This window comes from Asticcacaulis sp. AC460, from assembly GCF_000495795.1.
Lineage (GTDB): Bacteria > Pseudomonadota > Alphaproteobacteria > Caulobacterales > Caulobacteraceae > Asticcacaulis.
In genome coordinates, this window is the sequence record NZ_AWGD01000030.1 from 1 (window position 1) to 13,444 (window position 13,444).

15 protein-coding genes are annotated in these 13,444 nt (G+C 63.5%); 5 read left to right on the forward strand and 10 right to left on the reverse strand.

The window, feature by feature from the left end; all coding sequences use genetic code 11:
* Nucleotides 1-51 precede the first annotated feature (51 nt).
* Both ABAC460_RS39965 and ABAC460_RS39970 read right to left on the reverse strand, forming a co-directional pair.
* Complete coding sequence (locus ABAC460_RS39965) at nt 52-1,392, reverse strand: hypothetical protein (RefSeq protein WP_023454380.1); 1,341 nt, start codon at nt 1,390-1,392, stop codon at nt 52-54.
* Between the two features lie 90 nt (nt 1,393-1,482).
* Complete coding sequence (locus tag ABAC460_RS39970; protein WP_023454381.1) at nt 1,483-2,079, reverse strand: TetR/AcrR family transcriptional regulator; 597 nt, start codon at nt 2,077-2,079, stop codon at nt 1,483-1,485.
* 98 nt (nt 2,080-2,177) lie between these two features.
* Between ABAC460_RS39970 and ABAC460_RS39975 the strand changes: the two genes are divergently transcribed.
* Together ABAC460_RS39975 and ABAC460_RS39980 are read left to right on the forward strand one after the other, a co-directional pair.
* Nucleotides 2,178-2,501: a CC_3452 family protein gene (locus ABAC460_RS39975; RefSeq protein WP_023454382.1), complete on the forward strand. Its 324-nt coding sequence runs from the start codon at nt 2,178-2,180 to the stop codon at nt 2,499-2,501.
* Nucleotides 2,502-2,909: an MAPEG family protein gene (locus ABAC460_RS39980; protein WP_023454383.1), complete on the forward strand. Its 408-nt coding sequence runs from the start codon at nt 2,502-2,504 to the stop codon at nt 2,907-2,909.
* 69 nt (nt 2,910-2,978) lie between these two features.
* Here ABAC460_RS39980 and ABAC460_RS39985 read toward each other — a convergent pair whose 3' ends face one another.
* The 5 genes from ABAC460_RS39985 to ABAC460_RS40005 all read right to left on the reverse strand — a co-directional run bounded on the left by ABAC460_RS39985 (nt 2,979) and on the right by ABAC460_RS40005 (nt 8,810).
* Nucleotides 2,979-4,583, reverse strand: coding sequence for a peptide chain release factor 3 (locus ABAC460_RS39985; RefSeq protein ID WP_031237062.1), 1,605 nt, complete (start codon nt 4,581-4,583; stop codon nt 2,979-2,981).
* Nucleotides 4,584-4,615: 32 nt separating this feature from the next.
* Complete coding sequence (locus ABAC460_RS39990; RefSeq protein WP_023454385.1) at nt 4,616-5,956, reverse strand: hypothetical protein; 1,341 nt, start codon at nt 5,954-5,956, stop codon at nt 4,616-4,618.
* A complete protein-coding gene (locus ABAC460_RS39995; RefSeq protein WP_023454386.1) occupies nt 5,953-6,525 on the reverse strand; it encodes a TetR/AcrR family transcriptional regulator in 573 nt (190 codons plus the stop codon). Before ABAC460_RS39995 ends, ABAC460_RS39990 begins: the two co-directional genes overlap by 4 nt.
* 563 nt (nt 6,526-7,088) lie before the next feature.
* A complete protein-coding gene (gene trhA, locus ABAC460_RS40000; RefSeq protein ID WP_023454387.1) occupies nt 7,089-7,772 on the reverse strand; it encodes a PAQR family membrane homeostasis protein TrhA in 684 nt (227 codons plus the stop codon).
* 69 nt (nt 7,773-7,841) lie between these two features.
* On the reverse strand, nt 7,842-8,810 hold the full coding sequence (locus ABAC460_RS40005; RefSeq protein ID WP_031237065.1) for a cation diffusion facilitator family transporter: 969 nt from the start codon (nt 8,808-8,810) through the stop codon (nt 7,842-7,844).
* Nucleotides 8,811-9,028: 218 nt separating this feature from the next.
* Between ABAC460_RS40005 and ABAC460_RS51050 the strand changes: the two genes are divergently transcribed.
* Complete coding sequence (locus ABAC460_RS51050; protein WP_023454389.1) at nt 9,029-9,151, forward strand: hypothetical protein; 123 nt, start codon at nt 9,029-9,031, stop codon at nt 9,149-9,151.
* A gap of 55 nt (nt 9,152-9,206) precedes the next feature.
* On the forward strand, nt 9,207-9,647 hold the full coding sequence (locus ABAC460_RS40010; RefSeq protein WP_023454390.1) for a tetratricopeptide repeat protein: 441 nt from the start codon (nt 9,207-9,209) through the stop codon (nt 9,645-9,647).
* Here ABAC460_RS40010 and ABAC460_RS40015 read toward each other — a convergent pair.
* Nucleotides 9,644-10,024, reverse strand: a complete 381-nt coding sequence (locus ABAC460_RS40015; protein ID WP_023454391.1) for a hypothetical protein — start codon at nt 10,022-10,024, stop codon at nt 9,644-9,646. The two genes, ABAC460_RS40010 and ABAC460_RS40015, sit on opposite strands and share 4 nt — an antisense overlap.
* A gap of 88 nt (nt 10,025-10,112) precedes the next feature.
* Nucleotides 10,113-10,442, reverse strand: coding sequence for a DUF1491 family protein (locus ABAC460_RS40020; protein WP_023454392.1), 330 nt, complete (start codon nt 10,440-10,442; stop codon nt 10,113-10,115).
* Nucleotides 10,443-10,524: 82 nt separating this feature from the next.
* Here ABAC460_RS40020 and ABAC460_RS40025 point away from each other — a divergent pair, with 82 nt between their 5' ends.
* Nucleotides 10,525-11,463, forward strand: coding sequence for a hypothetical protein (locus ABAC460_RS40025; protein ID WP_235075831.1), 939 nt, complete (start codon nt 10,525-10,527; stop codon nt 11,461-11,463).
* Nucleotides 11,464-11,638: 175 nt separating this feature from the next.
* On the opposite strand, the gene ABAC460_RS40030 is transcribed toward ABAC460_RS40025, so the two are convergent.
* A complete protein-coding gene (locus ABAC460_RS40030; RefSeq protein ID WP_023454394.1) occupies nt 11,639-13,417 on the reverse strand; it encodes a sensor histidine kinase in 1,779 nt (592 codons plus the stop codon).
* Between the last annotated feature and the right edge of the window lie 27 nt (nt 13,418-13,444).

Consider the following 13,444-nt stretch of genomic DNA (forward strand, 5'->3'; position numbering starts at 1 on the left):
TTCGACCTTCTTTGCCTCAAGTCATGCGAAAGGCGCGAGTTGAGCGGCACATTAAGACTGCTCACGCACCCGATCGAGGTGTTCCTGGGCCGTGGCGGCCAGGGATTTCAGGCCGTGTTCGGCGAAGATCTCCAGCGCCGCTTCCAAGGCATAGGCGGCTTCGGCGCGTTCCAGCATAAAGCCGGTGATGTCGCCGCGCGCCACATACAGCCGCGCCAGGTTGGTCTGCAAAATCGCCCAGCCGACCGGATCGTCCTGGGCCTTCACGCCGCGCAGCTCCACCTTGAAGGCCGCTTCGGCCATTTCCAGCGACGCCATATCGCCGCGCAGTTCGGCGTGTTTGGCCAGGCAGGTGGCGCGGTTGTTGGCCAGTTGCGCCCGCAGGATCAGCCCCTTTTGCAGCGGCCGCTTCAGCGCCAGGTCGTAGACCTGCATCGCCTTTTCGTAGATTTCCTCGTTCAAAGTCAGCTCGGCCAGGGCCTGCAATCCCATGGCCAGGGCCTGTTTGTGTTCGGCCCAGTCGAGTGGCGAATGTTCGAAGTCGATGGCGTTGTCGTCGTTCGACAGCAAGGCGATGCCTTCGCTGATGATATCCGGCTTGCCTTCGATCTCGCCCTTCCAGATATGGGCCAGGGCCAGACGCAGGGTGACGCGGGCGTGGGTCACCGGCTCATAGGCCGGGTCCAGGCGCACCAGAAGCGCTTCGAAATCCTTGATCACTGCCGTCATAAGCGACGAGTCACAGCGGTCCATCCCCACCAGCATCAGCAGGTCGCCGCGTTCGAAGCGGGCCTGAGCGGCGGCGATCTTGTCGCCGGCAGCGCCGGTCTGGCGGACCTGAGCATCGGCGCGTTCGATGGCGCGGTCGATATGCGACATGGCCAAAAGCGCCAGCTCCAGATCGCCGCTGATGCCCTGACGGATGGCCAGGCGGGCGGCGAGACGGGCTTCGACGCGGTTGAACTTGGCGCGCAGGGCTTCATCGTCCTGGACGGCGACGCGGCCATTAGCCAGGAGGTCTTCGGCCGAGGTCAGGAGTTCGCGGGTTTCGAACAGGTCGACGCCCAGGATACAGGTCTGGGCCTGTTCCAGAACCGCGCGGGCGGCCTGGTTGGCGGTCTTGGCTTCCTTGCCGGCGCTTTCGGCGGCGGTGGCGGCGCGGCGCAGCGCCACCGGGTCACCGGTGCGGCGGGCATATTCGCGCCAGATCTCGGCGGCTTCGAGGTAGGGGGTGAAGCGGTCTTTGGTCGAGACCCGGCCGCCTTCGATATCGAGATTGCGGCCCTGGGTGATCAGCAGCTTGAGATTCAGCAGCTCGTACAGGCTGGGGTCGGTGTCGACCCGCTCCTGGTTGCGGAAGATGCGCCTCAATTCACGGCCGAATTCAAACATAGCCCGATCCATCGTGAAAGACGAAAAGCGTATCAGGACGATACGCCCCGCTTTCGTTCGAAGGGACTATTGCAAGCCGTCAGCCATAGTTTACGCGCAGATAATATTAATGGCCTGTTTAACGTAACAGCGCAGGTCATCGACCGTTTCGCCGGCGCGCATGCGGACCGAAATGGCATTGTGGATCGAGGCGCACAGGATGGCCGCCTGCTCCGGCGTTACGCCTGCGCGCAGCTCTCCGCGGCGTTCGGCGGCCTGGGCCAGTTTGAGAAAACCGCGGTCCATCTTGCGGAGCTGTTCCAGGATCATGGCGGCGACGCCTGCGTCGCGCGTCGAGTCGGTCAGGGCGGCGCCGATCATGAAACAGCCCAGGCCCTTGGTGTGGACCAGGTAGATGTTGAAGGCTGTCTCGTAGACCAGCAGCAGGGCTTCCTTATAGCGTACCGGCGCCAGGAAGGCCTTTTCGTACAAGGGTTTGACCTCGGCGACATAGTCGTCGAGCACGGCCTTGAACACCTCCGCCTTCTCCTTGAAGGCGTTGTACAGGCTGGGGCGGTTCATCCCCGCCGCCGCGCACAGGTCGTCCAGCGAGGTCGCCGCGTAACCCTTATGCCAGAAGACTTCGCGCATGGCGTGGAGCGCCTTGACCGGATTGAAGGCGCGCGGACGCCCGCGTGTTTTGGCCACAGCACCTGCGTCTTTTTGTACCATACTGCATAAAACCCTTGACTCAGATGTATATTGTGCGAAACGATACAAAAATCCAGAGGCAAATGGAGGATTAAATGTCGGCTCGTTCAATCATCATTCTTTCGGCTGCTTTCGCGGCGCTTATCGTTCCGTCTTTTAGCGCGGCGCGTCAACCGGCCGCCGAAGGCGCTACGCTGACTTTGGCGGGGCAAGCGGCCAAGGCGGACTACGTCATCGACGGTGCGGCCTGGACCTGCGCGGGCGCCGACTGCAAGGCGAACTTCGTCGACGACATGCCGGCCCTGCGGTCGTGCAAGCGCGTCGTGGCCGAAACCGGCGCGGTAACCGCATTCACCTGGCGCGGCAAGGCCTTGAGCGCCGCCGAGATCCAGGTCTGCAACACCCGCGCCAAGGCCTAGATGCTCGGGGCCGTTTTAGCCCTGGCGGCGCTGCATCTGGTGCTGTGGGTGGCGTTATACGCGACGCGCATCCCGGCCATGATCCAGATGAAGATCAGCGCCCGCCGGCTGGCCAAGCCGGGTGTGCGGGAGACGCTGCCGAGTTGGGCGCGCAATGTCGCCGACAACTACAATCACCTGGCCGAGGCGCCAACCGTCTTCTATGCGGTCGTCATCGTCCTGGTGCTGCTCAAACAGGAAGACGCGCTCAATACGGCGCTAGCCTGGAGCTATGTCGGATTGCGGGTGGTGCACTCGCTGATCCAGACGACGTTTAACAATATCCTGCTGCGTTTCAGTGTGTTTTCGGTGTCCTGGCTGGTCCTCGGCGGCCTGATCGTCCGCGGCCTGGTCGGGCTCTACGGCTGATTTCATCCCTTTGGTCTCAGCCGTCTCTGCTGACTTGGCCCGGCGTTCCAACCCGCCGGGCCATTTTTATCAGCCGCGTTCTTTGGTGCGCTGGAACTGGACGTCGGGGAAGCGCTCGGCGACGTAGTTGATTTCCCAGGCCGACTTGCCCAGGAAGACCGGTGCCTCGTCCAGGTCCGTGCCCATGGCCGAGCGGTACTTGCCGGCAAAGTCCTCGATCTTGTCCGGCGTCCCGGCCAGCCAGCGCGCTTCTGAGAACGGCGATGGCTCGAAGATACATTCCAGGCCGTATTCGTTGGCCAGGCGGTCGGCCATGACTTCGAACTGCAGTTGGCCGACGGCGCCAACGATGAAGTCCGAACCGATGGCCGGGCGGAAGAGCTGGGTCACGCCCTCCTCGGCCAGGGATTCCAGCGCCTTCTTCAGGTGCTTGGCTTTCAGCGGATCCTTGACGCGAACGCGTTGCAGGATTTCCGGCGCGAAGTTGGGCAGGCCCTGGAAGCGGATCACGCCGGTTTCCGACAGGCTGTCGCCCACCCGCAGCACGCCATGATTGGGGATGCCGATGACGTCACCACCGAAGGCTTCCTCGGCCAGTTCACGGTCCGAGGCGAAGAACATGATCGGCGCATTGACCGACAACTGCTTGCCGGTGTTCTGGACCTTCAGCTTCATGCCGCGCTGGAACTTGCCCGAGGTCAGTTTTAGCATGGCGATGCGGTCGCGGTGGTTCGGGTCCATATTGGCCTGGACCTTGAAGATGAAGCCGGTGACTTCCTTGTCGCCCGGATCGATCGCCGTGTCGACGCCGGCCTTCTCGGCCTTGACGTGCTTGGGCGGCGGGGCATAGGCGCCGAGCGCCGCCAGGAGTTGATTGACGCCGTAGTGACGCAGCGCCGAGCCGAAGATGACCGGAGTCATGTGGCCTTCGAGGAAGCTCTGGACGTCGAAGGCCTGGAAGCCGCCGGCGACCAGTTCGGCGGTTTCGGTCACCTCGGCCAGTTCGGCGTCATCGAGCAGTCCGGCCGTTACGGCCTGGTCCAGCGGCACCGGATCTTCGTGGCCCTGGTCGTAGTCGGCGCCGGACTCGCGCTTGGTGAAGGGGTAGAACAGGCCGGTCTTCAGTTCGACCATGCCGCGGAAGCGGTTGCCCGACCCGGCCGGCCAGTACAGCGGCGACGGGTCCAGTTGCAGCTTTGACGCCACCTCATCCAGCAGGGCCAGGGGGTCTTCGGCCTCTCGGTCCATCTTGTTGATGAAGGTGATGATCGGGATGTCGCGCAGGCGGCAGACCTCGAACAGTTTCAGGGTCTGGGGTTCGATGCCCTTGGCGGCGTCCAGCACCATGACGGCGGCGTCGGCGGCGGTCAGGGTGCGGTAGGTGTCTTCGGAGAAGTCTTCGTGGCCCGGCGTGTCGAGCAGGTTGAACATCAGGTCGGCATGTTCGAAGGTCATCACCGAGGACGACACCGAGATGCCGCGTTCGCGTTCGATCTTCATCCAGTCGGAGCGGGTGCGGCGGTTTTCGCCACGCGCCCGGACCTGGCCGGCGGCGCGGATCGATCCCCCGGCCAGCAGCAGGTGCTCGGTCAGGGTGGTCTTACCGGCGTCGGGGTGGGAGATGATGGCAAACGTCCGGCGACGCTTGGCTTCGATTTCGGGGGTATGGGCCATGGCGGTGGCGATAAGGCCATGGCCGGCAAAAGTCAAAGCTTTCGGCGCAGCAGGAGAAGGAGAAGTCCCGCCCAGAGGATGAGAGTCAGCCAGGCAAAGGCGTCCCCGATGCGGGTATAGACCGTGCCGCCTTTGCCGGCCGGGACGTCGTGGACCAGATGGCGCGGTTCACGGGCGGAGGCCCGCTCGGCCAGGATGCGGCCGTGGGCGTCGCTGATCGTCATCAGGCCCTGAGAGGCAGAACGGGCGATCGAGAAGCCGTTTTCAACGCCACGGACCACTGCCATGCGGCCATGCAGGCGGGCGTCCTTCTCGAAATCCCAAGCCGGGACAAGGAGAATGCCGGCGCCGGAGTAGCGGCGCAAGACGGGCGCGAAGTCCATATCCTTGCAGATGGCGACCCCGATACCATCGAAAACAAGCGGTTCTGTACCGCGCGTATATTCGGCTTCCAGGCCGGGGATCATGCGTTGCTTGAGATAGAGGCGCGGTTCGGTATTGAGGGCGTAGACCCGCGCGGCATTGTAACGGCCGCCGTCCACCGGTTCGTCCGTACCAGCGACAACCGTCACGCCTGAAAGCTTGAAGGCGTCTGCGGACTGAAGGATTTTTTCAGGCAAGACGATGAACTGCGGTTTGTCCGCGGTGACGGCGCCAATCTGGGCGGTAAAGGCGCTAACGATCTCGGGGTTCAGTTCGGGTTCGCGGTAGATGCGACCGGCATAGCGGTCGTCGCTTAGCAGGGCAACGCGGGTCGTCGGGCCTTGCGGTTGGGCCATCTGCCACAGACCGAACGCCATGGCGGCCAGGGTTGGGACCGTCCAGGCGGCCCAAGCCAGCTTGTCGCTCGGGGCCAGGATAGCTACGGCCAGGCCGGCGGGGATCAGAGCCGCAAGGAAGCTGAGCAGCGGCACGCCGCCCAGAGAGGCTGCCTGTAGCAAAGGCAGGACGTCGACCAGGGCATAGCCCAGCGCGCCGAAACTGCCATTGGGCGAGACCAGGGAATAGAGATATTCACTACCCGCGGTCATGGCGGCGAAACCAATGACGGCGGCGGCCGGAGTGCGGTTATAGAGGCCGCGGAAGAAGAGCACACTTAAGGCAAATAGCAGGCCCTGGAAGACGGCGATGGCATAGATCAGCGGCAGGAGTTTGCCGTAATAGAGTATCGGGCCGGTTTCGGCCATGACGCCGGTCAGCAAGGCCAGGCCGAACAGCCGCCAGGGGTGTTGGCTACGTGCCGCGTGGATCAGCAGCGGCACCGGGCCGATCAGGACCAGCCAACCGAGGTGTCCCGTGTCGCGGCTGACCGCCAGGATGGCGCCGGATAGCAGAGCGGCAAGAAAACCCCCAACAAACCCCCAGGCTTTCATAGTCCGTCTCCCGTACGATAGATGCGCGCCGCCGACCTCAGGCACAGCGCGGTGAACTCCGGCCGCGACAGGTTGAACCGGCCTGAGCGATGCAGACTGACCAGGCCCTGCAGTACGCCCCAGGTTGCCATGGCCATTTCGAGTGGATCACCGGCGCGGACATGGCCTTGGGTCTGGCCGTCGGCCAGCAGTTTGGCGAAGGCGGAAACCACCGGCGACCGGCCGGAGATGAAGTCCTCCGGATAGATACGTTCGGCCTTGGTTTTGAGCACAAAGGCGGCGTCGAACAGGGCCGGTTCGTCGAGGGCGAAATCGACAAAGGCCGTGGCCATGGCGTCGTACCAGCCGGGCAGTTCTTCCACCGGCAGGGCCAGGATGCGACTTTGCCAGACGGTCAGGGCGTGTTCGCCGACCGCCTGGAGCAGGTCGTCCTTATCCCTGAAATGGCGGTAGACGGCCATGGGGGTAACACCGGCCTGCTGACCGGCGGCGCGCAGGCTTAAACCGGCGAGACCGTGGACTTGGAGTTGGTCGATGGCGCTGGACAGGATACGGTAGCGAGTTGACATGTATACAGTGTATACATGTCATGGACGTCTTGGCAAGAGACGGTCGCCATATATTGCAGTTGCGTCCTTGCCCCTGTCGCGCCACGCCATGCACCAGCAATAGCCCGGAGCGGCTTTCGACTCGAACAACGCCTCAAGATCGGAAATGTTACATTTCGTGACCGGCCGGATGCGCCAGACAACCGGCTTTTTCGCACTGTCGCCAGGTGCCCTGGCCGTCGCAAACCCCTTGTGTGCCAAAAGATGGCGATGCCGGCATAAAAATAAAATCCGAAGCCTCCGGACGATCACGATAATTATACGATAATAGGAATATTTGTAACGACAGTTGAAGAGAACGCGTGTTATCGCACTTGCATTCGTGTGCACCGCAGCATATATTCAACTTGTTCGACGTTTTTACGTCGTTGCCCTTCTTGGGCGTTTCCTCCCTGTAAACTGGCCCGGGCTTGTCCCGGGCTTTTTTTTGTCTAGTGATAGGGTTTCGTGGCAGGCGCGGACGAACAGTGCCCCGGCATCTCGTGAGGCACGACTTCAGAAATTTCCGACCTGTTAAAGGGAGTTTAGTTCGTACCCACGAGCACCACGCCGACCAGAACGGCGACATAGTGCAGGGTCGCGCCGGTCAGGACATGGCCGTGCCAGATGGCGCGGCGGAACTGCAACGACTTGCGCATATAGAACAAGGTGCCGACCGTATAGGCCACCCCGCCCAGAGCCAGCAGGATCATGGCAGCCAGGGGAACATTCTTCGCCATGGGCACAATGGCCACGACGATCAGCCAGCCCAGGACCAGGTACAAAGCGACCCAGAAGGCCTTGCCCAGACCCGGCAGGAACAGTTTGCCCAGGATACCCAAGGCGGCCAGGGTCCACACCGCCACGCTCATCCACAACGCCCAGCCACCGGTCAGGGCCTGAGTGGTGAAGGGGGTGTAGCTGGCGGCGATCATCAGGAAGATGCCGGCATGGTCGAGGCGGCGCAGGAAGGGCTGCCACGACGGCTTGGCGAAATTATAGGCCATCGAAAAGGCCAGCATGGCGATGAAGCCGACGGCATAGACCGTGACCGCGGCGACCACGCCCATAAGGCCGTGGCTGACCGCCAGGCCCAGGGCAACGCCGCCGCCGAACAAGGCCAGCGCCAGGCCGACAATGTGCACGATCATATCGGCATGCCGCGCCCATTGGGTCGGATAATGGGCCAGTTTATCGGCGATTTTGTCGGTCAGTTGCTCAAGGGTCATGATGTCAGATAACCTTACGCGAACGTCAACGTCAATTCACGAATAATGAAGAATTCCCCAGCGTGCCGATTATACCACGTCGTCAGGTGCCAGGCCACAGGGATGGGCGCCGGTCTCGATCTGGATCGTGACGTGGCCAATGGCGAAATCGTGCTCCAGGTGGTGGGTGACCTCATGCAGGAAGTCGTCGCCTGGGTGTCCGCCGGGGATGACCAGGTGCGCCGTCAGGGCGACCTCGGTGGTGCTCATGCCCCAGATATGCAGGTCGTGGACTTCGCTGACGCCGGGTTGCGCGGCCAGCCAGGCCTTGACCCTGGCATAGTCGATATGTTTCGGAACGCCCTGCAAGGCCAGGCCGGTGGAATCGACCAGCAGCCCCCATGTGCCCCAGATGATAACACCGGAGACCAGGATTGACAGGGCCGGATCAACCCAGGCCCAGCCGGTATAGAGCAGCACCACACCCGACACCACGACCACCGCTGAGACTAAGGCGTCCATGGCCAGGTGGGCGAAGGCCGCCTTGATGTTCAGGTCCTTCTGGCCGCCGACGAACAGCCAGGCCGTGACGCCGTTGATCACGATCCCCAGCGCCGCCACCCAGATGACGGTTTCGCCTTCGACGGCGGCGGGCGCCTGGAGCCGGCGGACGGCTTCCCAGACGATGACGGCGACGGCAGCGAACAGCAGCAGGGCATTGAGCAAAGCGGCGATGATCGAGGCGCTGCGGTAGCCGTAGGTGAAGTTGGGACCGGGCTTGCGTTTGGCCAGCCACCAGGCGGTCCAGGCCAGCAACAGGCCGATGACATCGCTGAAATTGTGGCCGGCGTCGGCCAGCAGGGCCAGGGACTGCGAGGCCAGGCCGTAGATGACTTCGGCGACGATAAAGACAGCATTGAGCGCCGCGGCGATCAGGAAGCGCGGACCGAAATCCTTAGGCGCATGGCTGTGGCCGTGCCCATGGTTATCATGGTTGTGGCCGTGGTGATGCCCGTGAGAGCCCTGATGCCCGTGAGAACCTTGATGATCGTGCGCCATGACCACCAGCATAGCCGAACACGGCCCGTCGAAGCCAGCGCTTTCGCCCATCACCACAACGCCGACAGAAGATTACATAAGTGCAATAATACCAACACCTTAGCCCGCTCCACGACGTTGCAGTCCCGGTTAGCGATTGCGTATGGAACCGTGATATCCGGCGCGTTAGTCAGGGAACGGCCGCTTCCAAGGCCATGACCCCGCAAGGAGGACGCATCATGAAGACCACCTTCCTTATTGTGAGCGTACTGTCCTTCGCCGAAATCGACGCCAACAGCGACGGCACCGTCACCAAAGACGGGCTGAAGACCTGGAAAGCCCAGCCCCACAAAAAATCCTGACCTCATCCATGACAAAAGACCGGCGTCAAAACCCCGACCTTTTGGTGATCCAGCCATGCCCGATACAGCCGTTCATACGACCGCCACAGACCTGCTGAACTTGAGCCACGCTCTATGGCTGCGGGAAGATGGCGACGGCGCCCTGGCGGCTGTCGATCAGGCGCTCGTGTTTGAGCCCGATGCCGTGGCCGCTCTGATGTTCCGGGCCTCGATCCATTATGTCCAAAATGACTGGGCGGCAGCGCTGGCCGATTATGACCAAGCCCTGGCGCTGCAGCCGGACAATGCGGTGGCCCGCCACCTGCGCGGCAACCTCTTCCTGTCCATGGGCGCGCTGGATCACGCCATCGCCGATCTGGATCGGGCGATCGCGCTGCGGCCGGACCTGGCTTCGGCCTATGCGGCGCGCGGGCTGGCGTGGCGGGAAAAACGCGATGTCCTGCGCGCCTGGGCCGATTTCGACCGGGCGCGCTGCCTGGAGGCCGCCGGGTTTTAGGCCGCCATGCGGTGCCAGACCGCGTTGTCGACCTTCTGGGCATCCAGTTGGCCGCGCGATTGCTGTTCGTACATCATGCCCATGGCCATCTCGTTCAGCGACTTGAAGCTGGGCTCGACGCCGGCGGGATTGCCGTTGGCGATGGTCACGAAGAATTGCGCCGCATTGATGCGCGGCATCTTCAGATGGATCAGATAGGCCAGCCGTCGCGCACGCTCAGGGTTTTTGCGATGGGCAAAGGCGTCTTCCGCGAACATTTCCCGGCCCAGTTGCGCGATATACTCGGCGCTGAGCGCGGAAAAGCGCTCCGCGTCAAGCGGATGCATCATGCGCGAGGGCTCGAATTCCAGGACAATGTCGTTCAACAGGAAGTACAAAAGGACGCCTCGCTACTGGTAGGTTGTTAGCGTCACTCTGTCACAAAGCGTTTGCCATCCGGTGTAGGAAGACGGTTAACAGCGGCGTTTACCGCAAATCGACCTTTTCGGTCAGGAAGTGACGGCCTTCGACGTCCTCGATCTCGATAACCCACAGGTCGGGATCATAGCGGATCTGGCGGGTGATCCAGGCGTCGAGGTCGGGCTCGCTGGCCGTCTCGATCGGCCGCATCCACACGGTTTCCTCGCCGGTTGTCGCTTCGCGCAGGACATAGGCGTCGCGCGTGCGCAGGTTCAGCACCTTGATGACGACCGAACCGGCGCGGGCATCGCCCTTGCGCATGATGTGGGCGAAACTGCCCGCCTGGCCTACCCGGCGCAGCAAGGCCCCGACCCAAAGATCCGCCGACAGCAACATATGCTTAACCCTGTTTCCCAACCGGCCATAAACCCTGATGGCTTATAGATGGCTTATGGAGTCCTCCAGCCAAGGCAAACGCGTGGCCAAACCGTTTCTATCCGTCCTGATGGCCGCCGCTGCGTTTGGGCTGGCGCCGACCGCCATGGCCGAAGGCGATATCGCCGCCACCGCCGTCAAACGCTATTTCCTCAAAGAGGTCAATGCCCGTTGCGGCTTGCTGGACGCCGCCACCGCCCGTGCGCTGTCGGCCGGCTATGTCCAGGCGCGCAACGGCGTCCTGCGTGCCGGCCATGACATGGCCGAACTCAGTCCGTGGCTGGCCAAGGCCCGCAGCGCCGCGGCCGCAGCGCCCTGCGACGCGCCCGAAGTGACGACCGAGGCCGAACTGGCGCGCGGCGGCTATCGCCGTTTCCTGGCCCAGTCGAGCCTGGACCTGCCGACCGGCCGCACGGCGTGGAGCGGCACCCGCGCCCATGGCAGCGAGACGCGCTGGCGCCTGGTTCAGTATCAGAACGCCGCTGGCATCGATGCCGCGCTGGGCCTGTATGGCGCGGTCGACCGCTACAGCTTTGCCGTCATGGCCAAATTCAAGGACGGCGCCCGCCCCTACAGCGCGCGGCTGCTGGTCCGTGATCCTGCGATGGCCGCGGTCGGGCTGATCAATCCCGCGCCTTACGATGTTAGCCGTGAGGCGCCCCTGGGTCTGTCGGAGACCGGCGCGATCAGCTTCATGGCCCGCGCTTCCAGCACGACGCAGGCGCACCTGGCGCCGCATGTGAAGGTCAATTCCGCCGGCTTCAGCCTGACCGGCAAGTATGTCGGCGACCAGAGCCCGGTCGAGGCCGTGCGGTTCGACTTTCCGTCGCGGGCCTTTCCGGCGATCGGACGGCTGGACCCGCGCGAGGACATTGTCGTGGTGTTCGAATGTGACGACGGCCCGCGCTATGTCCGCTTCGAGGTCGGCGATTTCGTCACCGGCCTGACCTGGGTCAACCTGCCGTCGGGCTGGCATATCTAGATCGTTATGGTTTTAGTTTGAACCGCTTCCTCCTGCCCCGTTCACGGGGAAGGTGGATCATTGCGAAGCAATGAGACGGAAGGGGTTATCCCACTGATAGTAAGCCCCTCCCACCGCTTCGCGGTCCCCCCTCCCCGCAAGCGGGGCGGGAGATTACGGGTAAAATCATAACGCTTTAGCTCTTTGGTGGGCGGATCACGAAATCGCCGAAGCCCGTCAGGCTTTCCGGCGTCTGGGTATAGTCCTCCAGCGGATTGACCGCGGCCCGCGCCGCCGCCTGCAAGCCGGCATCCTGGGCCGCGGCAGAGGTCTCTTCCGCCTGCCCGGTCCCTTGCCCCACCGGCAAAAACACCGATACCTTGGTGCCTTCGCCGAGCGTGCTGGCCAGGACCATACGGCCGCCGTGCAGATGCGCCATGGCCTTTACGAGCGACAGGCCCAGGCCGGTACCCATGGCCTTCTGTTCCGCCGGCCCGGCCTGTTCGTAGGGCTGGCCCAGGCGGCTCAGATCGTCCGGCGCGATGCCTATCCCGGTATCGCGGATGGTGATCTCGACCTCGTTGGCCGTATGGCCCAGGACCAGGGCGACATCGCCGCCCTTCGGCGTGAACTTCACGGCGTTGGACAGCAGGTTGAGACATATCTGTTTGATCGCGCGCTTGTCGGCCGTCACGGTCAAGGCCGATACCGGCATGGTGCTGGTGATCTCGATCGCCTTGTCGTGGGCGGCTGCGCGGATCAGGCGCAGCGCGCCGGACACCGGCTCACGCAGGTCGAAGGTTTCCAGGGAAAGTTCGTACTTCTGGGCCTCGATCTTGGACATGTCGAGCACGTCGTTGATCATGTCCAGCACGTGCTGGCCCGACTCCCAGATGAGCTGGGCATATTCGGTGTATTTCGGCGACAGGTCGCCGAACAGCTTTTGCCGCATGATGTCCGAGAAACCGATCACCGCGTTCAGAGGCGTGCGCAGTTCGTGCGACATGCTGGCCAGAAACTTGGTCTTGCTCAGGTTCAGCGTCTCGGCCTCGGCGCGCGCCGCTTCCAGGCTCAACTCCCGGGCATGGTTCAGAGAGGCATCGCTCAGAACGCCATGAATGCGATTGTCCGCGCCGCGGCGCAGGCTCAGGGCGACAAAGTGGTCAAGCGCACCGTGTGGGGTAAAGCCGATCTCGGCACGGCCGGTCAGCGACGCCTGGTCCAGCGCCGCCTTGACGGCGGTCCGGTCAGGGACGTGGGCGCAGGCCGACAGGCCCAGGCTCATCAACGAGGTGAGGTCCAGCCCCGGCGGCGCTTCGCCATAGGCCGAGACCACCTTGCCATGGCCGTCCAGGCACAGGATCAGGTGCGGCTGTTCGGTCAGCATGCGCAGCAGGCGGGCGCGAGCGTCTTCGGCATCGTGGGCGCGGTCGACGCGGGCGCGCAGGGCCGGCAGCAGGCCGACGCCGAGGCCGATGGCCACCGACAGGATCGACATCAGCGATAGCCAGAAGGCTTCCTGCGGATCGGGCAGGCGTACGCCCTGCCACAGGCCGACCATGATGGCGATCAGGGCTGTGACCACCGACAAGGTGGCGGCCAGCGAAATCAGGCGGCGCTGGTTCAACACCACGGCAGAGGCGATCGGGCTTAGGGCCCAGGCGGCAGCCGGTCCGGCTATGCCGCCGGTCAGCAGCACGGCGACCGTGGCGCACACGGCCCAGATCCAGATCAGGCTCTGGCGCCAGGCGGGTGAATCGCGGCTGAGCAACATGATGGCGCAGGCGCCCGGCACGGTCATGGCGACCAGGGCGCCCGAGACCAGGGGCGAAGCCGGCATGAACAGCAGGCGCAAAAGCCCCAGCAGCATGACCGACGACCAGCCGAGATGCCACAGGATCACGCCCAGACGCAGGCCACCTTCCGTACCGGCGGACGGTGACAGAACCTCCTGGAAATAGGCTTTGAACGGCACGCTGACCTAACTTCCCTCTGCAGGGCT